22 protein-coding genes are annotated in these 18,355 nt (G+C 64.1%); 11 read left to right on the top strand and 11 right to left on the bottom strand.

Annotation, left to right across the window (positions count from 1 at the left end; all coding sequences use genetic code 11):
* The first annotated feature begins 71 nt into the window (after positions 1-71).
* The 8 genes from JV241A_RS09030 to JV241A_RS08995 are packed head-to-tail and all read left to right on the top strand — an operon-like array spanning position 72 to position 6,181.
* Entirely contained in the window at positions 72-1,274 is a 1,203-nt protein-coding gene (locus tag JV241A_RS09030) for a PepSY domain-containing protein (protein WP_115086242.1), read from the top strand.
* A complete protein-coding gene (locus tag JV241A_RS09025) occupies positions 1,271-1,807 on the top strand; it encodes a thiamine pyrophosphate-binding protein (RefSeq protein WP_115086241.1) in 537 nt (178 codons plus the stop codon). Before JV241A_RS09030 ends, JV241A_RS09025 begins: the two co-directional genes overlap by 4 nt.
* Positions 1,807-2,121 (top strand): hypothetical protein, encoded by a 315-nt coding sequence (locus tag JV241A_RS09020; protein WP_115086240.1) that lies wholly within the window; start codon positions 1,807-1,809, stop codon positions 2,119-2,121. Before JV241A_RS09025 ends, JV241A_RS09020 begins: the two co-directional genes overlap by 1 nt.
* Positions 2,118-2,687, top strand: coding sequence for a DUF6162 family protein (locus JV241A_RS09015; RefSeq protein WP_115086239.1), 570 nt, complete (start codon positions 2,118-2,120; stop codon positions 2,685-2,687). The genes JV241A_RS09020 and JV241A_RS09015 overlap by 4 nt, the downstream gene beginning before the upstream one ends.
* 14 nt (positions 2,688-2,701) lie before the next feature.
* Positions 2,702-3,619 carry a metal ABC transporter substrate-binding protein gene (locus JV241A_RS09010; protein ID WP_115086238.1) on the top strand — a complete coding sequence of 306 codons (918 nt, stop codon included), beginning with the start codon at positions 2,702-2,704 and terminating at the stop codon, positions 3,617-3,619.
* The gene (locus tag JV241A_RS09005; RefSeq protein ID WP_115086237.1) at positions 3,616-4,365 is read left to right on the top strand and encodes a metal ABC transporter ATP-binding protein; all 750 of its coding nucleotides are present in this window, start codon (positions 3,616-3,618) and stop codon (positions 4,363-4,365) included. The genes JV241A_RS09010 and JV241A_RS09005 overlap by 4 nt, the downstream gene beginning before the upstream one ends.
* Entirely contained in the window at positions 4,365-5,264 is a 900-nt protein-coding gene (locus tag JV241A_RS09000; protein ID WP_115086236.1) for a metal ABC transporter permease, read from the top strand. Before JV241A_RS09005 ends, JV241A_RS09000 begins: the two co-directional genes overlap by 1 nt.
* Complete coding sequence (locus JV241A_RS08995; RefSeq protein WP_134062037.1) at positions 5,261-6,181, top strand: zinc ABC transporter substrate-binding protein; 921 nt, start codon at positions 5,261-5,263, stop codon at positions 6,179-6,181. The genes JV241A_RS09000 and JV241A_RS08995 overlap by 4 nt, the downstream gene beginning before the upstream one ends.
* Positions 6,182-6,281: 100 nt before the next feature.
* Here the strand turns inward: JV241A_RS08995 and JV241A_RS08990 are convergent, their stop codons facing one another.
* The 8 genes from JV241A_RS08990 to JV241A_RS08955 form a co-directional block, all read right to left on the bottom strand.
* The gene (locus tag JV241A_RS08990) at positions 6,282-7,361 is read right to left on the bottom strand and encodes a DUF1615 domain-containing protein (RefSeq protein WP_166675666.1); all 1,080 of its coding nucleotides are present in this window, start codon (positions 7,359-7,361) and stop codon (positions 6,282-6,284) included.
* A gap of 60 nt (positions 7,362-7,421) precedes the next feature.
* A complete protein-coding gene (locus JV241A_RS08985) occupies positions 7,422-8,090 on the bottom strand; it encodes a hypothetical protein (protein WP_134062035.1) in 669 nt (222 codons plus the stop codon).
* Between the two features lie 85 nt (positions 8,091-8,175).
* On the bottom strand, positions 8,176-8,727 hold the full coding sequence (locus JV241A_RS08980; protein WP_115086233.1) for a hydrolase: 552 nt from the start codon (positions 8,725-8,727) through the stop codon (positions 8,176-8,178).
* 63 nt (positions 8,728-8,790) lie between these two features.
* Positions 8,791-9,510, bottom strand: coding sequence for an alpha/beta fold hydrolase (locus JV241A_RS08975; protein WP_115086232.1), 720 nt, complete (start codon positions 9,508-9,510; stop codon positions 8,791-8,793).
* 9 nt (positions 9,511-9,519) lie between these two features.
* Complete coding sequence (locus JV241A_RS08970) at positions 9,520-9,744, bottom strand: MbtH family protein (protein WP_115086231.1); 225 nt, start codon at positions 9,742-9,744, stop codon at positions 9,520-9,522.
* 82 nt (positions 9,745-9,826) lie between these two features.
* A complete protein-coding gene (locus JV241A_RS08965) occupies positions 9,827-11,179 on the bottom strand; it encodes a vWA domain-containing protein (protein ID WP_134062033.1) in 1,353 nt (450 codons plus the stop codon).
* A gap of 156 nt (positions 11,180-11,335) precedes the next feature.
* The gene (locus tag JV241A_RS08960) at positions 11,336-12,424 is read right to left on the bottom strand and encodes a polyamine ABC transporter substrate-binding protein (protein WP_134062031.1); all 1,089 of its coding nucleotides are present in this window, start codon (positions 12,422-12,424) and stop codon (positions 11,336-11,338) included.
* A 50-nt stretch (positions 12,425-12,474) separates the two neighbouring features.
* Positions 12,475-13,776 carry an FAD-dependent oxidoreductase gene (locus tag JV241A_RS08955; protein ID WP_134062029.1) on the bottom strand — a complete coding sequence of 434 codons (1,302 nt, stop codon included), beginning with the start codon at positions 13,774-13,776 and terminating at the stop codon, positions 12,475-12,477.
* 132 nt (positions 13,777-13,908) lie between these two features.
* Here JV241A_RS08955 and JV241A_RS08950 point away from each other — a divergent pair, with 132 nt between their 5' ends.
* The 3 genes from JV241A_RS08950 to JV241A_RS08940 all read left to right on the top strand — a co-directional run bounded on the left by JV241A_RS08950 (position 13,909) and on the right by JV241A_RS08940 (position 16,401).
* Entirely contained in the window at positions 13,909-14,781 is an 873-nt protein-coding gene (locus JV241A_RS08950; protein WP_134062027.1) for a LysR substrate-binding domain-containing protein, read from the top strand.
* A gap of 43 nt (positions 14,782-14,824) precedes the next feature.
* The gene (locus JV241A_RS08945; protein ID WP_134062025.1) at positions 14,825-15,466 is read left to right on the top strand and encodes a LysE family translocator; all 642 of its coding nucleotides are present in this window, start codon (positions 14,825-14,827) and stop codon (positions 15,464-15,466) included.
* Between the two features lie 275 nt (positions 15,467-15,741).
* Positions 15,742-16,401 (top strand): hypothetical protein, encoded by a 660-nt coding sequence (locus JV241A_RS08940; protein ID WP_240047843.1) that lies wholly within the window; start codon positions 15,742-15,744, stop codon positions 16,399-16,401.
* Positions 16,402-16,520: 119 nt separating this feature from the next.
* Here the strand turns inward: JV241A_RS08940 and JV241A_RS08935 are convergent, their stop codons facing one another.
* The 3 genes from JV241A_RS08935 to JV241A_RS08925 are packed head-to-tail and all read right to left on the bottom strand — an operon-like array spanning position 16,521 to position 18,279.
* The gene (locus JV241A_RS08935) at positions 16,521-16,988 is read right to left on the bottom strand and encodes a GNAT family N-acetyltransferase (protein WP_134062023.1); all 468 of its coding nucleotides are present in this window, start codon (positions 16,986-16,988) and stop codon (positions 16,521-16,523) included.
* Between the two features lie 23 nt (positions 16,989-17,011).
* Positions 17,012-17,722, bottom strand: a complete 711-nt coding sequence (locus JV241A_RS08930; protein ID WP_134062021.1) for an NUDIX hydrolase — start codon at positions 17,720-17,722, stop codon at positions 17,012-17,014.
* Positions 17,719-18,279, bottom strand: a complete 561-nt coding sequence (locus tag JV241A_RS08925; protein ID WP_134062019.1) for an adenylyltransferase/cytidyltransferase family protein — start codon at positions 18,277-18,279, stop codon at positions 17,719-17,721. Before JV241A_RS08925 ends, JV241A_RS08930 begins: the two co-directional genes overlap by 4 nt.
* Between the last annotated feature and the right edge of the window lie 76 nt (positions 18,280-18,355).

The raw sequence follows: 18,355 nt of genomic DNA, 5'->3' as shown, positions 1-18,355 counted from the left end.
TTCGTCTTATCTATTGCAGTCCCAAGGCTGAGCATCGGCTCGACCTCAATTTCTCTGAAAAGACACCTGCAATGTCCCAGAAAGCGAAAAAGTCCAAATCCAGGCTGTGGTTCCTGGTCCATAGCTGGCTCGCCCTGCCGATCTGGTTTTTCGTCCTGATCGTCTGCGTCACCGGCACCCTGGCGGTGGTCAGCCAGGAAATCGTCTGGCTGGCCAACCCCGATGTGCGCGCCAGCAAGCCTGATGGCGACGCCGAGCGGCTGAGCTTCCAGCAGGTGCTCGATGCCCTGCACAAGGCCGAGCCGGACATGGCCGTGAACTTCATCAGCCAGCCGGATGGCTCGCACTTCGCCCTCACCGCCTCCGTGGTATTCCCCGACGGCAGCGCGCCGACCCTGTACGTCAACCCCTACACCGGGGCGATCCAGGGCAAGAGCCCGTCGTTCAGCTTCGAGGCCTTCACCCGTGCCCTGCACGGCTGGTGGCTGGTGCCGTTCACCAATGGCTACAGCTGGGGCTGGTACCTGGTGTCGCTGCTCGGCCTGCCGATGCTGGCCTCGCTGGTCACCGGGCTGGTGGTCTATAAACGGTTCTGGAAAGGTTTCTTTAAGCCGACCTTGCGCTTCAACCATGGCGCGCGGATCTTCTGGGGCGACTTCCACCGCCTGAGCGGCATCTGGTCGATCTGGTTCATTGCGGTGATTTCCATCACCGGCACCTGGTTCCTGATCCAGGCGATCCTGGGTGACAACCACATCACCCTCTCCACGGAACCGGTGGTGCCGGTGATTGCCCGTGAAGACGTGCCACGCACCGAATCGGGTGCACCGGCCCCGCGCATCAGCCTGGATGACGCCACGCGCATCGCCAAGGAGCAGATCCCTGGCCTGGACGTGAGCTTCGTCTCCCTGCCCGGCAATGCCTATGCCCACGTCTACCTGGGCGGACGCGGCTGGTACCCGTTGATGTTCCAGACCGTCAACGTCAACCCGTACAACAGCAAGATCGAGTCGCAGTTCCTGATCGACGACCGCTCAACCCTGGAGTTCGTCACCGAATCCATGCGCCCGCTGCACACCGGCGACTTCGGCGGCCTGGCGATCAAGCTGATCTGGGCTTTCTTCGGCCTGGTGCTGTCGATGATGGTCTTGAGCGGCCTGCTGATCTGGACCAAGCGTACTGCCCAGGCCACCGCCGCCGCCCTCAAACGCGAGCAGAGGCCTCGCAAGCAAATCGCCACCGCTACCGATACCGCCACGGAGGCCAGCCTATGAGCAAGGCAGCAGTTGCGCCGCAAAGCCCGTTGAGCCGTTTCTGGCACAAATGGCGCTTTCACCTGAACATCCTGTTGTTGCTGATTCCGCTCGGCTTCATGCCCAAGTACTTTGCCGACGCGGCGTTGTTTCGCGGTGACAGCGGCCTGGGCGAGCGTGAGCTGGGCGAGATCCAGGTCGGCCCCTGGAGCGTGCAGCTGGCCGAGTTGCGCGATGAAGCTCCGCGCGCCGATGGCCCTGCCGGTTACTTCAAGGCCTTCAATCTGGCCCTGTGCCAGGCCTGTATCCCCGAGGTCAAGGCGGCTTACCTGCGCATCGGCAAGCCGCGCAGCCTGCGTGCCGCCGGGACAATCTTCTTCGGCACCCCGTACCGCATGAGCACCGGCCTGCCAATCCCGCTCAAGACCCGCGCGGACGCCGACATCTGGATCACCCTCGAAGGCTGGGACGGCAGCATGCACCAGGCCGCCGTGCCGCTGAGCAAGGCTTCGCCGGCCACCGTTGCCTGGCTGAACAAACAAGGAGGCAAATGATGAAGTCCCGCAAGCTGCTCCTGCCGTTACTGCTGCTCGGCGCTGCCGGCCCGGCCCTGGCCCACAACCCGATGTGCGAATGCAAGCCGATCGATGGCGAGCAGATCGAATGCACTGGCGGCTTTTCCGACGGTAGCGGCGCGCCCGGTGTAACCCTCGATGTGATCGGCTACAACGAAGAGATCCTCGTGCCGGGCAAGCTTGGTGAAAACTCCAAGCTGACTTTCAAGCGCCCGGACGGCGAGTTCTACGTGCTGTTCGACGCCGGCCCCGGCCATGTGGTGGAAATCGACTACGCAGATATCGAGCAATGAGCCGCGTCCAGGTGGTGCGCCCGGCCGGCGCCGGGCATGAAACCTTGTACGTGCTGCTGGTCAGCCTGCTGATCCTCGCGGTGGCCGCCGGCATCGTTGCCCTGCGCGGCGAACGGCATGACGAGGTGAGCATCGAGGCCCACCAGCTGGATGCCCGCCGCGACCTCAATGCGGCCGAGCAAGGGGTGTACGCCGACCTGCGGGTGGCCTTCGACGAGATCCAGGCACGCCGCGAAGAGGAGCCGCAACTGCTGGCTGTCGAAGTCCTCGCCGAAGAAGGCTTCCCTCCATTTGTGCTCGACGCCAGTAGCGCCAGCCGCGGCCAGCACCAGTGGCAACTGCTGCAGGAGCGTGCCTATCTGGGCCTGAGCCAGGCCAGCGCGGTGGCCGGCAGTTTCCTCCTGCTGGTGCCTGAAGCCCAGGACGGCGCCGCCGATGTCTGGCTGCAGCGCAGCCCCGCCGCCGCCGTGCCTGCCGACTTCAGCCAGGCCGCCCTGATCGCCGCCGGCTGGCAACAGATCGCCGCCCACTACGACGCCGGCGTCACCCGCCAGCATAGTCACTGACACAAGGACGCCCCATGTTTCGCGCCACCCTCGCCCGTCGTCTTCTAAGTGTGTTCCTGGCCTGCGCCCTGCCCGCCCTGGCCCTTGCCGATAACGGCAAGCCGCTGCGCATCGGCATCACCCTGCATCCGTACTACAGCTACGTGAGCAATATCGTCGGTGACAAGGCCGAGGTGGTGCCGCTGATTCCGGCCGGCTTCAACCCCCACGCCTACGAGCCACGGGCCGAGGACATCAAGCGCATCGGCACCCTGGATGTGATCGTGCTCAACGGTGTTGGCCATGACGATTTTGCCGACCGCATGATCGCCGCCAGCGAAAAGCCCACCATCGCCACCATCGAATCGAACAGCAACGTACCGCTGCTGGCCGCTACCGGCGTGGCTGCACGCGGTGCCGGCAAGGTGGTCAACCCGCACACTTTCCTGTCGATCAGCGCCAGCATCGCCCAGGTCAACAACATCGCCCGCGAGCTGGGCAAGCTCGACCCGGACAACGCCAAGTACTACAGCCAGAACGCCCGCGCCTACGCCAAGCGCCTGCGCAAGCTGCGTGCCGAAGCCCTGGCCCAAGTCACCGAAGCGCCGGGCGCGGAGTTTCGCGTGGCAACCATCCACGCCGCCTACGACTACCTGGTGCGCGAGTTCGGCCTGGAAGTCACCGCCGTGGTAGAACCGGCCCACGGCATCGAACCAAGCCCCAGCCAGCTGAAAAAGACCATCGACCAACTCAAGGCCCTGGACGTGAAAGTGATCTTCTCGGAGATGGACTTCCCCTCGGCCTACGTCGAAACCATCCAGCGTGAATCGGGGGTGAAGATCTACCCGCTGACGCACATCTCCTACGGTGATTACAGCAAGGAGAAGTACGAAGTCGAGATGAAGCGCAACCTCGACACCGTGGTGCGGGCGATCAAGGAGTCCCAGGCATGACCGTGGCGCAACCGCTGCTCAACCGCGCCTGCGGGCCGGACATCGCCTTTGCCGAGGTCGACCTGACCCTGGGCCGCACGCGAATCCTCGACAAGGTCAGCTTCAACGTCGCCGCCGGCAGCGTGCATGCGCTGGTCGGGCCCAATGGCGGCGGCAAGAGCTCGCTGATCAAGACCCTGCTCGGACAGATGCCGCACCACGGCCAGTTGACCCTGACCTGGCCGGGTGAAGAGCAGATCATCGGCTACGTGCCCCAGGCACTGGAATTCGACCGTGGCCTGCCGATGACCGTGGATGATTTCATGGCCGCCATGTGCCAGCGTCGCCCGGCTTTTCTCGGCTTGTCACGCAAGGTGGCGCCCGCCATCGATGCCGCGCTGCAGCGGGTCGGCATGCTCGACAAGCGCAAGCGGCGCATGGGCGCCCTCTCCGGTGGCGAGCGCCAGCGCGTACTGCTGGCCCAGGGACTGATCCCGGCGCCGCAACTGCTGGTGCTCGATGAGCCGATGTCGGCGCTGGACGAGGCTGGTATCCAGGTGTTCGAGCGCCTGCTGCACGAGTGGCGCGCCGCCGGGACCACGGTGCTGTGGATCGAGCATGACCTGGAAGCCGTGGCACGCCTGGCCGACCGCGTCACCGGCCTCAGCCGCCGGGTGCTGTTCGATGCGCCACCGAAACAGGCGCTGACCCCGGACCGCCTGCTCAGCCTGTTCTCCATCCACCCGCGCAGCGAGAGCATCGCCTGATGAACTACGAAGAATTTCGCCTGCTGATCCAGGGTTGGGCTACCGCCGGCTACCTGCCCGAAGCCCTGGCCTATGGTTTTGTGGTCAATGCCCTGCTTGCCGGCCTGATGATCGGCCCGGTGCTCGGCGGCCTCGGTACCCTGGTGGTGGTCAAGCGCTTTGCCTTCTTCTCCGAAGCCGTCGGCCATGCGGCGCTGACCGGTGTAGCCATCGGCATTTTGCTCGGCGAACCCTACACCGGCCCCTACGGCAGCCTGTTCGGCTACTGCCTGCTGTTCGGCATCCTGCTGAACTTTCTGCGCAACCGCACCGGCCTGTCGCCCGACACGTTGATCGGCGTGTTCCTCTCGGTGTCCCTGGCCCTGGGCGCCAGCCTGCTGCTGATGCTGGCCGGCAAGATCAACGTGCACATCCTCGAGAACGTGCTGTTCGGCTCGGTGCTGACCGTCAGCGGCCAGGACCTGCTGGTGCTCGGCATCGTCGGCAGCCTGGTGCTGGCCCTGGCCCTGCCGCTGTACAACCGCATCATGCTGGCCAGCTTCAACCCGCAGCTGGCAGCGGTGCGCGGCGTCGCGGTGAAGCGCCTGGACTACCTGTTCGTGGTGCTGGTGACCCTGGTCACCGTGGCCGCGGTGAAAGTCATCGGCGCGATCCTGGTCGGCGCCCTGCTGGTGATTCCGGCAGCGGCGGCGCGCTTGATCAGCCAATCGCTCAAGGGTTTTTTCTGGGCCTCGGTGCTGATTGCCACCCTGAGCACCCTGGTGGGCATCCTGCTGCCGATCGTCTTCGACCTGCCGGTGCCTTCGGGTGCGGCGATCATCCTCGTCGCCGGCTGCTGCTTCGCCCTCGCCGCCCTCGCCCGCGGCCTTGTTCCACGCCTGCAAGGAAACCCGGCATGACCTTCAAACTCCAGCACCTGTGCCTGACCCTGGCGCTCGCCGGCCTGCCGACCCTGAGCCTGGCCCAGAGCGCCCCGGCGGCGGCCAGGCAACAAGCGGCCGGGGTCACCGTCCTGGCTTCGCTGCCGGTGACCAACACCCTGGCCAGCGCCCTGCTCGACGGTACTTCGGTAAAAGTGCAGCGTGCGGCGCCGGCGAACATTCCGGCCTCACGCCAGCCGTCGTACTTCAGTGGCCGCGGTGGTGCCAGCCTGCAAAAAGCCGCTGGCGGCGCCGACGCGGTGATCGGCCTGCGCTCGATCTGGAGCGACGACCCGCTGTACCCGGTGGCCCGGCGCAGCAATATCCGCATCGTCGAGATCGACGCCGCGCGCCCGGTCGATGGTGCCCTGCCGGGCATCGCCGTGCAGGGCAACAACGCCTTTGCCGGCTACCCCTGGCTCAACCCGAGCAACCTTGGGCGCATGGCCGATGTGCTGGCCAACGACCTGGGGCGCTTGAGCCCGGCGGACCAACCGAAGATCCAGAGCAACCTGGCCGCCCTCAAGCGCCAGCTGCTGGAGCTCAGTGCCGGCAGCGAAGCGCGCCTGGCCGAAGCGGACAACCTCAGTGTGGTCAACCTGTCGGATCGCCTGGACTACCTGGTCAGCGGTTTGAACCTGGACCTGATCGATCACCCGCAAGTGGCCGATGACCAGTGGGATGCGGCGGCGCTCAAGCGCCTTGGCGATGAACTCAAGGGCCAGGACGTGGCGCTGGTGCTGCATCACAAGCAGCCGAGCAAGGCAGTGGCCGAGGTGATCGCCGCGTCCGGAGCCAAACTGCTGGTGGTGGAGACCGATGCCCAGGATTCGCTGGCGGGGTTGAAGGCCAGTGTCGAGCAGGTGGTGGGGGCGTTGGTGGCGGGTAGCAGCTGACCTTGGCTATTTTGGGGCTGCTTTGCAGCCCATCGTCGGCAAAGCCAACTCCCACAGGTATTGTGGGAGCTGGCTTGCCAGCGATAGCTTCACCACCGACTCATCGCTTCATACAGCGCTGATAGCGCTCATCCACCCGCTTGGCAAACCAGGCCGTGGTCAGTTTGCGGGTGATCTTCGGGCTTTTCAGCTCGATCCCCGGCAACTGCGCCCGTGCCACGGCCTTGCCCGCCGCGCCATCGGCCAGGGCATAAACGCCCTTGTACAAGCGGGTGTCTTCAAACTCCAGGCTGTCGCCCTTCTCCAGCTGGTTGCGGATGCTGACATTGCGCAAATCCAGCTTCAGCCCCAGGCGCCTTGCCGCCTGCTCGGTGGTACCGGGCATGATCGCCCCCGGCGCGATCAGGTCGCCGTCCAGCGCCAGCGCCACGCCCGTGGCCCGGCTCAAGGCACTCTGGAATGCCGCGTTGCGGCTGGCGTACCAACCGGCATTGAAGTCACCAAAGCGATAGAGCTGGCGATCATAGTGGGTGGGGTAACCGAGCAGGTGGGCGATGCCGAAGTACATGCCGCCGCGCCGACTGAAGACTTCCTGGCGGATGGTGCCGCCATAGGGATAGGGATAGTCCTGGGCATGCTGTTCGGCAAAGTCGATGCTGACCTGCATCGGCCCGCCGGTGCGCACCGGGTTCAAGCCGCCGAGCAGGGTCTTGCCCATGGGCAAGGCACCGATCAATTCATCGAACAGGTCGCTGAGCTCTTTTTCGCTGCGCACCGCATCCAGCCGCTGGCCATAGGTCTTGCCGGTCGGCGAGCGGGTTTGCAGGGTGGCGTCGATCAGCAGGTTGGGGATATGCAGGCTGGCGGCGCGGCGGTCGATCTCTTGCCGGGCGATGCGGCCCAGACCCGGTACTTTCGGGTCGGCCTGGAAGGTCGACTCCTGTTCGGTGACCGCCAGCACTGCGCACAGGTTGCTCTTGCTGGCGGTGATCTTCTGCGCGGCAAAGGCGCTCTGGATATCCCGCGCCCAGCCTTCGCGGTCCTTGGCGGTGGCCGGCAGCAGGCGCACGATCTGGGCGCGCACCTTGGCCGGGGCCTGCTCAGGCGCTTCACGCTGGGTGACGCAGCCCTGAACGGCCAACGCCACGCTGATAACAACCAGCCAACCGGGTAATTGCATGGGCTCTCCCGCCGCGTCTGGCAATAGCTGCACAGTAGCGGCGGGCGGCCACGACTGCAATCAGCAGCCTGGTTTGGTCAGTTGCGTACCAATGGTCACTGCGGTGATGGCCACCGGCTTGAAGCTCTGCAGGGCGACCGGGTCGAAGCTGCGTTCGCAGTTGTATTTGTTGTCGATGACAAAGTCATCGCCCTTGCGCTTCTTCATTTCGTCCGCCCATTTTTGCGAGGCAGCAATGGCCGCATCATCGATGAGTATGGCTTCCACCAGGACCTGGGTGAAGCCGACCGCACGGGGCCCTTCCCACAGCGCATACACCGATGGATCGAAGGCGTTGCCACACATCGTCAGACAGTCGGCATAGAACTCCAGCGGGCCACCGGTGGACTCATGCAGGGCGGCAAAGGTCAGCGGCTGGTTGGCGGGCGGGGCGAAGGTGCCGATGAACGAGCCGAGGTCGGCCTTGCAGGTCGGCGACAGCTCCAGGCGCAGGTCGTTGATGCTGCCGCCGGTTGCGTCGGCAGTGATTTCGCAGCCCTGCACCTTGTAGGTGTGCTTGTCGCCGAAGCTGGTGCGGGCGACGCCTGCGACCGATTCGAAATACTTGAGGTTGGTGCCGAGCATTTCACCATTGAAGACCTGGGCAACAGTGGCGTTGGCCTGGGCGATCATCGGCAGGCAAGCCAGGGCCAGGGTCGAGCCGATAGTCAGCAGTGCACGCGATTTCATCTGAACATCCTGTAAGCAATCAAGTGCCGCGCACTTTAATGCAGCGCCGCGCGCAACACCACTGGCCAGCGTCTCAGTTCGACGCTTACGGCTGCTCGCCCACCATGTAGGTCTTGCTGATATGACGGAACTGCTCATGGGCCGAGCTGCCCATCAGTTCGAACACCACCATCTCGCGGGTGACGATCTGCGCCCCGGCCGCGCGCATGCGGGCAATGGCGGCGTCGCGATTGTGGGCCCCGCGACAATCGCAGGCATCCTCGACCACGAATACCTGCTTGCCCAGTGCCAGCAGGCCGAGCACGGTTTGCAGCACGCAGATGTGGGTTTCCATGCCGCACACAACCACCTGCTCGCGAGCCAGCAGCGATGCGGGCAGGCACTCGGCAGCGACGCAGGAGAAGTGCAGCTTCTCCACCACCTGGGCACCTGGCGAAGCTTCCTTGAGTTCGGCCACGGTCGGCCCCAGGCCCTTGGGATACTGCTCGGAAAACACCGTCGGCAACCCCAGGGTGGCGGTCGCTGCCAACAACCAACGGGTGCGCGCCAGGGTGCCGGCCGGGTCGCTCACCGCGCCAATGAGTTTTTCCTGAACATCGATGACCAGCAAGCTGGCCTGGTTCGGCTTGATCAACATCGCATGCACCTGTGTTCCGGGTAAACCTCAAGGCTCGCCCATTCACCGTCGCTGCGTCAATGTTCAAGCCGACAGGCGATGGGGCTCCAGGGCCGCGCTGAGCACGCCGAGAACGCGCTCTTCATGCTCATGGATGAAGAAGTGTCCCCCTGGGAATACCTCCAGCGAGAAGTCACCGACACTCTCCTGACGCCAGGCCAGCAATTGCGCCTCGCTGGCTTTGTCGTCTTCCCCGCCCAATACATGCAAGGGGCAATGCAGGGGCGGACGCTGACGATAGACATAACGCCCGCACAGCAGAAAATCGGCGCGCAGCACCGGCAGGGTCAGGCTCATCAGCTCCTGGTTGGCCAGCACCTCTTCCGGCGTACCCTGCAGCTTGCGCAGCTCGTCGATCAGCACCTCATCGCTCTTGGGCTCACGCCAGTTGCCGCCGTCATAGTCTTCACGCCGGGTTGGCGCGGCCGTGCCGCAGGCAAACAGCGCCACCGGCGGCGGGCAGCCCAGCGCCTGCAGCTCGTGGGCCAGCTCGAAGGCAAGCAAGGCCCCCAGGCTGTGGCCGAGCAAGGCATAGGGCTGACTGGCTGCCAGACGCTGCTCGCTGGCCAACTGGCGGGCCAGCACCTGCATGTCAGTCAATAACGGCTCGCCCAAGCGCGCACCGCGCCCGGGCAGCTCCACCGGGCGCACGCTCAACCAGGCCGGCAGCTTGCGCCGCCAGCGGCTGTAGACCATGGCACTGGCACCGGAGTACGGCAGGCACAGCAGGGTCAATGCAGACACGCGCGCCCCTTACTGCGTCGCAGCGGTTTCGGCCATCTTCTGGCGCAGGCTCAAGGGGCGCATGTCGGTCCAGACTTCGTCGATATACGCCAGGCACTCCTTCTTCAGGCCGCTTTTGCCAACCGTGCGCCAGCCCGCCGGGATCGCCTTGTAGTCGGGCCAGATGGAATACTGCTCTTCGTGGTTGACCACTACCTGGAACACGATGTCTTCGCGGTCGAATACGGATGTCATTGCCTGTCTCCTGGATTGATTGGGCCCGTCACGCCGGTGGCGTACGGTGGCTTTCTAGAGAACGAACGACAGGCGCGACAAATTAATCCGCAGTGACCAGCACACTGGCCAGCTCACAACGCTGAAACGGACCCGAGGCCTGGCTGTCGCCGCTGACCACCACCTGCACGCTGTATGAACCCGGCACCGGGGTGTCGAGCCAGGTACCGAGCTGACCGGCAGCGGCCCCCAGGTGCACCACGCGCTGCTGGTGGGCGAGGATGTCCAGCTCCGGCAATAGCGTGTGGCGCAACGCGGCGAGCCTGGCCAGGGGCTCGGCGATGCCGGTGGCACGGTCGAACGGCAGCGCCTGCACCGTGCGGAGTTGACCGTGGTACTTGACCAGGGCGTCAGCCAGGCTGAGGGTCGGCCCCTGCACGATGGCATGGGCGCGGACATTGCTGATCACCTCGCCACCGGCCTGCAGGTGCGCCGTGAGTGCCAGCGGCTGGCCAACCGCGTGGCGCGCGGCCATTTCGACGCCCAGGCGAATGTTGGCAGGCCCGCTGCGTGCCGTCACCGAGTGCTGCAACGCCCCGGCCGTGCAACTGATCGATTGCCCGCTGCCGGCGAACTCGACCTGCAGGTACCACTGCCCCGGTTCCGGGTGGGGAAGATTGAAGATGACAAAACCGGCACCGATGATACTCGGCGCCAGCGGGCTGGTGACGCCACTGGGGTCGACCAGAGTCACCGACAGCTGATTGCCCCGCGGGCTGCCACTGGTATAGCTCACCTCGCGACTCGACCACACCAGCGACAGCTGCGCCGCACCCGGACGCTGGCCGATGACCAGCGGAATCAACTGGTAGCCATGCTGGGCGATGTCGTTGAGCTGGTTGGTCAATAGCGCTGCATTGGCGCTGGTTGCGCGGATCTGGTTGTAGACCTTCATCAGGTCCACCGCGCGGGGCGCATAGAAGTAGCGCCCGCCGGTGCGCTGGGCAATCTGCTGGAGCAGGTGCTGATCGGCCTGGGGGCCCAGGGCGCAGGCCATCACCGGATAGATCGGCAGCACCTCCAGCGGTGACGGCCCGTCATTGTGCTGGCCGTCGCTCAAGAGCACGCAGGCACGCGACAACCTGGACGAATCGAGAAAACTGCGGCTGTGCTGCAAACCCAGGCCGAGGGCGCTGGACAGGCCGTCAAAAGCCAACCCGGCCACCGCGGTGGCGGCACTGGCGGTGATATTGAGCAGCGGGTCGACCGTGGCCAGGCCACCGTTGCCGGTGAACACCGTGCGCGCCTTGTGATCACAGGCCACCACGGCCAGCTTGTCACCCGCCTTGAGCAAACGCAGGAACGCCTGGGTATCGATCAGCGCCTGCTCGACGTGACCGTATTGGCTCATGCTTTCCGATATATCGATTATCGGCACTACTGAAACCGTGCTCATGCCCTGTGCTCCCTGCTCATGGGCTGTTTCTGGATCATAGCTACGGCGAATACCCTGTCAAACGACCTGGGTGACATAAAAACACCATTGGTCGGCGCAGGGTACTCAAGACAGCGCGGGTCGAGGGACGACACCCGCCCCTCGCTGCACTGGCACTCAGGTGTTGGACTTGAGCTTGGTCCACAGCCGCGTGCTCAGGCGGGCGATGGCCGGTGGCAGGTCTTCGACGGTGAAGAGTTTTTCCAGCACGTCCTTCGGCGGATAAATCGCCGCATCCTGCTTCACCGCAGGCGTGAGGAACTGATCCGCAGCGCTGTTGGGGTTGGCGTAGTGGATGCTGTTGCTGATGTTGGCGATCACTTCAGGGCTGAGCAGGTAGTTGAGGTAGGCGTAGGCGTTCTTCTCGTGGGGCGCGCTTTTGGGAATGACCAGCATGTCCATCCACAGGGTCGAGCCCTCCTCCGGGATCGAGTAGGCGATATCGATGCCGTTGTTGGCCTCCCTGGCGCTGGCCGCAGCCTGGACCACGTCGCCGTTGAAACCGATCACCGCGCAAACGTTACCGTTGGCCAGGTCGCTGATGTACTTGGAGGCATGGAAGTACTGCACATAAGGACGGATCTTCAGCAGTGCCTGCTCGGCGTGCTTGTAGTCCGCAGGCGTATGACTGTGGTGCGGCAGGCCCAGGTAGTTGAGGGTGATCGGCAGGATCTGCGTCGGGTTGTCGATGATCGCCACGCCGCACTGGCTGAGCTTCTTGATGTTCTCTTCGTCGAAGAACAGCTTCCACGAACGGGTGACGTCGGTGCTGCCGAAAATTGCCTTGATCTTCTCGACGTTGTAGCCGATGCCGGCGGTGCCCCACATGTACGGGAAACCGTACTGGTTGCCGGGGTCGTTGACCTCGAGCTTTTTCATCAGCAGCGGGTCGAGGTTCTTCCAGTTGGGCAACTGGCTCCTGTCCAGGGGCTGGATCGCCCCGGCCTTGATCAGCCGTGACATGAAGTGGTTGGAGGGGCTGACCACGTCATAGCCAGTGTTGCCGGTCATCAGCTTGGACTCGAGCACTTCGTTGCTGTCGTGAATGTCGTAGGTCGCCTTGATGCCGGTGGCCCTGGTGAAGCTGGGCAAGGTGTCGTCGGCGATGTAGCCGTTCCAGTTGGAGATGTTCACCTCTTCGACAGCGTATGAAGCGGCGGAAAAAGTCGCGAGCAAGGCAACCAGGGGCAGCGTTTTGAATTGCATGATCATTCACCTTTCAAAGGAGCTTTGTTCTTGTTGGGATAGACGGTGTTCTAGATTTCAGTCCTGGCTCGCAGTGCTTCCACACGCATCCGCAGCATGGCACCGATATCGAGCAGCGGCTTGGGGGGCAACCAGCCGGGTTGCGCCCGGGCCATGACCGAGGTCAGCAGCGGCGAGCTTGCCCCGCTGGCAAGCTCTGCCAGCAAACGCCCCCACAAGGTGCCGCGGGCAACCCCGGAGCCATTGCAGCCGGCCACGGCAAACACGCCCTCTTCGACCTTGGCGAAGTACGGCTGGCCGGAGCGCGAGGCGCTGAGGTGGCCGGTCCAGGTGAACTGGATGTCTTGTGCGCTGAACCACGGAAAACGTCGCTGCAAGCCCCGCAGATGATGCTGCTGACGTTGCTGCAGTTCTCTCGGGCCAAGGTCCCGCGCGCGGTATTCGGCGGTGTTGCGGATCATCACCCGGCGGTCCGGGGTCAGCCGTACTGTGGCGCCCAGTGGCCGGGTCGAGAGCACGCCCCACGGCTCGACGTTGCCGATGGCGCTGAACTCGGCGTCGGTCATCGGTCGGGTGAGGCTGGCGCTCAATTCCATCGCGAAGGTGCCACTGGTGTCGATGCCGGCCCGTGGAACAAAGGCGTTCAGGCACACCAGTACCTGTTTGGCCTCGATGCTGCCATCGGCACTGTTGGCGCGCACGCGGCCCTGATCGAGGCGCTCAAGGCTGTTGATATCGGTGTTTTCATACAGTGTGACACTGGCCGGCAGTGCATCGAGCAAGCCCTTCACGTACTTGGCCGGTTGCAGCAAGGCGTTGCCGTTGCCGCACCAGATCGCTGCCTGGTAATGGCTGCTGCCGAGCTTGTGCTTGAGCGCCTCACCTTGCAGGAACTGCGCCTCGGCGCCGACGGCACGCAGGGTCGCCAGCTTGGCTTCGACATGGGTGAGCTTGTCCGGGTCGTTAACCGCGAAAAAGTAGCCGTCGTCGCGAAACTCGCAGTCGATGTCGTGGCGCACGATGCGCTGGCGCACTTCGTTGCTGGCGACCTGGCCGATCGCGGTATCGGTTTCGTAGTCGGCAAAGCCCCCATGGCCAAGCAATTCGTTGTCGGCCGGGTGTTCATGAGCGACGACAAAACCGGAGTTGCGTGCCGACGCGCCTTGCGCGGCGTGCTGGCGATCAACCACGACAACCCGCGCCTGCGGGTGCATTTCAGCCAGGGTATGGGCGGCACTGAGCCCGGTGATGCCCGCGCCGATCACCAGCCAGTCGGCTTTTTGCGCGCCGCTCAGGCGAGCGCGTACCGGTGAACTGCCCGCCAGGGCAATCCAGCCACATTGGTTTTTCATGCATCACCTCTCGACCTGTATGCACACAGCGCATGGACGTTTTATGCTGGTGGCGGTTGCCATGGCCAGAATCTAAAAGGTCTTTGCTGATACAACCAACGTTATAAATTCATCGGGGCATTCGAAAAACGCATGGATAAAGTTCGCCACCTGCCTTCGCTGCAAGCCCTGCAGGCGCTGGTTGAAGTTGCCGACGCTGGCAGTTTCACCCAAGCCGCGCACACGCTGTGCCTGACCCAGAGCGCAGTGAGCCGCAAGATCCAGTTGCTGGAGAGCCATTTTGGCGTAGCCATGTTCGTGCGCAGCAGCCGCAGCCTGCAGCTCACTGCCGAGGGCGAACAGGTGCTGGCCAGCGCACGGAGTATTCTCGAGCAACTGAAAACCCTCGAAGAACGCCTGTCGCCGCAACAGCGCCCGTTCCGCATCCGCATGCACGTGTCGCTGGCGGTGCGCTGGTTGCTGCCCAGGCTTAGCGAGTTCTACCGCTTGCACCCGGACATCTCGTTGTCGATCGAGACGGTGGCCACCGAGATTGTGGAACCGGCCACGGACAGTGATGCGTACATCCTTTACCTGCCCGAGCCTTCCAGTGATTCGGCCTGCTCGACACTGTTCGAGGAAACCCTGGTGCCGGTGTGCACGCCCGGCCTCGGGCTGGATTCAGAGGCAGACCTGGTGCGCTTTGCACTGCTGCATGGCTCCACCGACCAGCAGACCTGGAGCCAGTGGCTGGCGGCGCGGAGCGGCAAAGCGCTGGCGGATTACCGGCACATACCGTTCAACCTCGACGAACTGGCGCTGGATGCGGCGGCGCGAGGCTTGGGGGTGGCGATGACCGACCTGACCCTGGCCGCGGAATCGATTGATCGCGGCGTGCTGATCGTGCCGTTCGGGCAGCCACTGAAGACCGGCGGGGTGTATTCGTTGTGCCTGCAGGCCGCAGGAGCCGGGCATCCGGCGTGCGCGGTGGTGATGCAGTGGTTTGCCGAGCAGCGCGGTGGCTGATCCTGTTACATTTACCGCCTGTCCAACCCTCCAGAGCCTGAAAATGGATCTTCACGCACTTCTCGCCTTCACCCTGGTTGCCGCGATTGCCATCGCCAGCCCCGGCCCCGCTACCTTGATGGCGATCAACAACAGCCTGGCCTACGGGCCGCGTTATGCGGTGTGGTCCTCGCTGGGTAACGCCAGCGGGCTGTTCTGCCTGTCAGCGGCGGCCATGCTCGGCCTCGGCGCGCTGCTCGCCAGCTCCGAGTGGTTGTTCAACGCGGTGAAGATCCTCGGTGCCGGCTACCTGTTCTACCTCGGTGCCAAACAGTTGATGAAAAAGAGCCCGATGCTGGCAAGCGATGTTGCAGCGGGCCAGGCACCGGTCAAGCCCTCACGCTGGAAGCTGTACAAATCGGCCTTCCTCACCGCCGCCACCAACCCCAAGGCAACGATGTTCTTTACCGCCCTGTTCCCGCAATTCATCGACCAGAGCGCTGCGCTGTTGCCGCAGTTCCTGATCCTCACCGCGATTTTCATGGGCTTGTCGCTGACCTCCCTGAGCCTGTACGCCGCCCTCGCCTCGCGGGCCAAAGGCGTGCTGACCCGGCCGGCGTTCTCGCGCTGGGTGAGCCGGGTGGTGGGCTCGACGTTTATCTTCTTTGGTGCGGCAATTCTGACCATGCGCCGTCAGGGTGCTTGATCCAGAGAGCAGCGCAAATCCTGAGGGAGCTGGACTTGCCAGCGATCGAGCGCGTAGCGGTCGTAATTCAGGCAATACAGCCGGCGCCCTTCCTCACACTGCCGACACACCTTTCGGGGCTTGTGCTGCAGGTCATCCTCCGTTGATTTCTGTACGCGTCGGAATCGAGGCGCATGACGCGTTGCGGCCCATCGCTGGCAAGGCCAGCTCCCACAAGTTCTGCTGCGATCCCCAGAGCGACACAAAACCTGTAAGAAAAGAGTTTGCCTCATCCAATGCCTACCCCCCTGAAAAGCTGTTGGCCGTCAAGCTGGCGCAACGTGCCCGGTATCGACTACAGCGCGCCGACCCTCGACCTGCAGGCCATTGTGCCGAAGGCTGGCGACAAGACCTGGGCGCAGTTCGACAGGCACGACAGTGTGCAGGCTGGCGAGACCGTGCAACTGCTATGGTGCCCACCGCTGTCCGCCATCAATGGCTGGAGCGAACAGCCTTCGGAAATTGCCCTGAGCTACCTGCTGAAGGCGCTCGTGCTCAGCTGCATGGGCGACACCTATGAACTCGACATCCTTGGCAGCGAGCGGCTACTGCCAATGCTCAGGTCCCTGCCCCACGATCAGGGCGCCTGGGCACTGCAGCAAGTCGGTGGCGAGGAGGCGCAGATCTTTGCCCTGGAGGAAGCCTGCTGGAGTGCCTGCGCGGTGGTCGAGGGGCTGACCTACCTGAGTGCCTGCACACCATTCGAAGCGCATATGGAGCTGCTACTCGAGGTGACAGGCGATGAGGTTGTCGGGCTGTTCTCGGCGCATGTCGACCCGGGCGGGGCTTTCTATTCGTTTGGCCGGCGCAAGCTGGAAGGTCGGGAGCTGAAGGCGGTCGAGCAGGTGCTGAAGGTTGCGCAACCGCTCAAAGACTCTCAGGGCCGCTCCTGCTGACTTGAAGGCCTCATCGCTGGCAAGCCAGCTCCCACAGGCCCTGCACCTTTCCTGAGAACAGCGGCAAACCTGTGGGAGCTGGCCTTGCCAGCGATGGGTTGCAAGGCAACCCCGAGGGCCTACTGGCCGAGTAGCTCCCGCGACATCAACCACTGCTCCTTGCCCCAGGCCTCGAACCGCTCGCGCACGCTCCAGCCGCGTTTGGCGTAGTACGCGCTCTGGTCATGGGTGTGCAGGTACAAGGTGGCCACGCCGCGCTCCCGGGCTCGCTGACAAATCCCTTCAATCAGTTTTTCCGCCAGGCCCTGCCCGCGTGCCTGCGGCTCGACCAGCACACAAGCAAGCCAGGGCCCTAGCTCCGGGCGCCCGGGCAGGTCATCGCGGGCCAGCGCAGCGCCACCGAGCAAGCGTTCTTGATCGAGCGCAACCAGGCATTGCCAGTCACCGTTGCGCTGGCCCTCGGCGAACTCTCGCCGCCATGCTTCCAGCGAAATATCGGCGTACTCATAGCTGAACTGCCGATACAGCCGCTCGGCGAAGGTGTCGCAGTGCTGCATGTGGTGTTCAAGCCATTCCAGGTTCGGCATGTGCAGTCCTTTTTATGTTTTGCTCAGGTGCCCGAGCGCTCGGGCAACAGACTACGGTCAAACACGAAGGGCGTCTCGGCTTTCGGCGTGTGTTCGAACAGTTGCTGGGGCCGGCCCATTTTCGGGAAGTTCTTGTCGCCGGTGTCGCGAATCCAGCCCTCGTCCTTCATGCGCTCCAGGCGCTTGCGCAGGGAGGTGTTGTTGACCGGGTGACCGAGGCAGGCCTGCACGGCGTTGAGTGCATCGAGCACGGTGAAGCGCTCGGGCGCCAGGTACAGCGGCAGGTTGGTATACACCGCCTTGGACGCCAGGCGCTCGCACGCCAGCTGCACCAGCAGGTTATGGTCGAACGGCAGCACCCGCTTGCGCCCGATGACGCTGGCGACGTCGACAAAGCACAGCTGCTCAGTGCCGGCCTCGACCTCCGGGCCGAGCAAGGCCAGGTAGTAGGTACTCATCGACCAGCCACGCGGGTCGCGAAAGGCGTTGCCCTCGGTGCCCACCTGTTCCAGGTGACGCGGCAGGATCCGGGCCTTTTCGCTCATCGCCCGGTCAGCCGCGGCCGCCAAGGTATTGTCCGGGGTGCGGCCGTTGACGATCACCCCGGGCAGCGCCCATTCACCTTCGTGGGGCGCGCGATCGCGCCGGTACAGCAGCACTTCCAACTGCTTGCTCTCGGGGTTCAGGCGCAACGCGACGATGTCGACGCTGGCCAGTACTTCTGCAGCACTCACTGTGGACTCCTATACACCTCAAACTCTGCAACGATGTCGGGCAGGCACCAGGCTGCCGGCAACGCCTGGCCATTGCGCAGGCCGGCGCGGATGGCCGAGCTGTGCACGCCCAGTTGCTCCTCGGCCACCAGCAGGCCGAAGTCGTCCAGCAGTTCCTGGCCTCGATAGAAGCCAGCAACATTGGCCTGGTTATCCTCGCCGATGACCAGGGCGATATCAGCGCGGGCAATACCTCTGCGCTCGCTCAACGCGCACAGCAGGTCATAGCTGTACACCGCCCCGCCCTCGCCGCCCAGCTCACGCTCCACGGCCGAGCAACTGACCCGCTCGCTCCCGAGCCGCTCGATCAGCCGCTGCAACCAACGACAACGCAGGTCGAAGTCGACCATGCGCTTGCCATGGGCATGCCGGTAACTGGGCACCACGACCACCTGATCGGCCCACTCCAGCGCCCGGGTGATCACGCTCAGGTGGCCGGGGTGCGGTGGGTCGAAAGCACCACCGTACACGGCCAGACGAAACCGCACCGGGCCCGACTCATATATTTCACTATGCATACTATATCCACCGTGGTTGCTTCTGAAAAAGAAAAAGCGGTTGACATACATATTACACCTAGTGAATTATGTGTCC

The organism is Pseudomonas sp. JV241A (genome assembly GCF_900275665.1).
In the GTDB taxonomy this organism is placed as follows: domain Bacteria; phylum Pseudomonadota; class Gammaproteobacteria; order Pseudomonadales; family Pseudomonadaceae; genus Aquipseudomonas; species Aquipseudomonas wadenswilerensis.
This window is presented reverse-complemented; position numbering and strand designations above follow the sequence as displayed.

Coding starts and splice junctions, on each gene's coding strand:
- JV241A_RS08945 (WP_134062025.1), top strand. CDS start 14,825: ATGGATCTTCACGCACTTCTCGCCTTCACCCTGGTTGCCGCGATTGCC.
- JV241A_RS08970 (WP_115086231.1), bottom strand. CDS start 9,744: ATGACATCCGTATTCGACCGCGAAGACATCGTGTTCCAGGTAGTGGTC.
- JV241A_RS09005 (WP_115086237.1), top strand. CDS start 3,616: ATGACCGTGGCGCAACCGCTGCTCAACCGCGCCTGCGGGCCGGACATC.
- JV241A_RS09025 (WP_115086241.1), top strand. CDS start 1,271: ATGAGCAAGGCAGCAGTTGCGCCGCAAAGCCCGTTGAGCCGTTTCTGG.
- JV241A_RS08960 (WP_134062031.1), bottom strand. CDS start 12,424: ATGCAATTCAAAACGCTGCCCCTGGTTGCCTTGCTCGCGACTTTTTCC.
- JV241A_RS08955 (WP_134062029.1), bottom strand. CDS start 13,776: ATGAAAAACCAATGTGGCTGGATTGCCCTGGCGGGCAGTTCACCGGTA.
- JV241A_RS08980 (WP_115086233.1), bottom strand. CDS start 8,727: ATGTTGATCAAGCCGAACCAGGCCAGCTTGCTGGTCATCGATGTTCAG.
- JV241A_RS08935 (WP_134062023.1), bottom strand. CDS start 16,988: ATGCCGAACCTGGAATGGCTTGAACACCACATGCAGCACTGCGACACC.
- JV241A_RS08950 (WP_134062027.1), top strand. CDS start 13,909: ATGGATAAAGTTCGCCACCTGCCTTCGCTGCAAGCCCTGCAGGCGCTG.
- JV241A_RS08965 (WP_134062033.1), bottom strand. CDS start 11,179: ATGAGCACGGTTTCAGTAGTGCCGATAATCGATATATCGGAAAGCATG.
- JV241A_RS09010 (WP_115086238.1), top strand. CDS start 2,702: ATGTTTCGCGCCACCCTCGCCCGTCGTCTTCTAAGTGTGTTCCTGGCC.
- JV241A_RS08990 (WP_166675666.1), bottom strand. CDS start 7,361: ATGCAATTACCCGGTTGGCTGGTTGTTATCAGCGTGGCGTTGGCCGTT.
- JV241A_RS09015 (WP_115086239.1), top strand. CDS start 2,118: ATGAGCCGCGTCCAGGTGGTGCGCCCGGCCGGCGCCGGGCATGAAACC.
- JV241A_RS09030 (WP_115086242.1), top strand. CDS start 72: ATGTCCCAGAAAGCGAAAAAGTCCAAATCCAGGCTGTGGTTCCTGGTC.
- JV241A_RS08985 (WP_134062035.1), bottom strand. CDS start 8,090: ATGAAATCGCGTGCACTGCTGACTATCGGCTCGACCCTGGCCCTGGCT.
- JV241A_RS09020 (WP_115086240.1), top strand. CDS start 1,807: ATGAAGTCCCGCAAGCTGCTCCTGCCGTTACTGCTGCTCGGCGCTGCC.
- JV241A_RS09000 (WP_115086236.1), top strand. CDS start 4,365: ATGAACTACGAAGAATTTCGCCTGCTGATCCAGGGTTGGGCTACCGCC.
- JV241A_RS08995 (WP_134062037.1), top strand. CDS start 5,261: ATGACCTTCAAACTCCAGCACCTGTGCCTGACCCTGGCGCTCGCCGGC.
- JV241A_RS08925 (WP_134062019.1), bottom strand. CDS start 18,279: ATGCATAGTGAAATATATGAGTCGGGCCCGGTGCGGTTTCGTCTGGCC.
- JV241A_RS08940 (WP_240047843.1), top strand. CDS start 15,742: ATGCCTACCCCCCTGAAAAGCTGTTGGCCGTCAAGCTGGCGCAACGTG.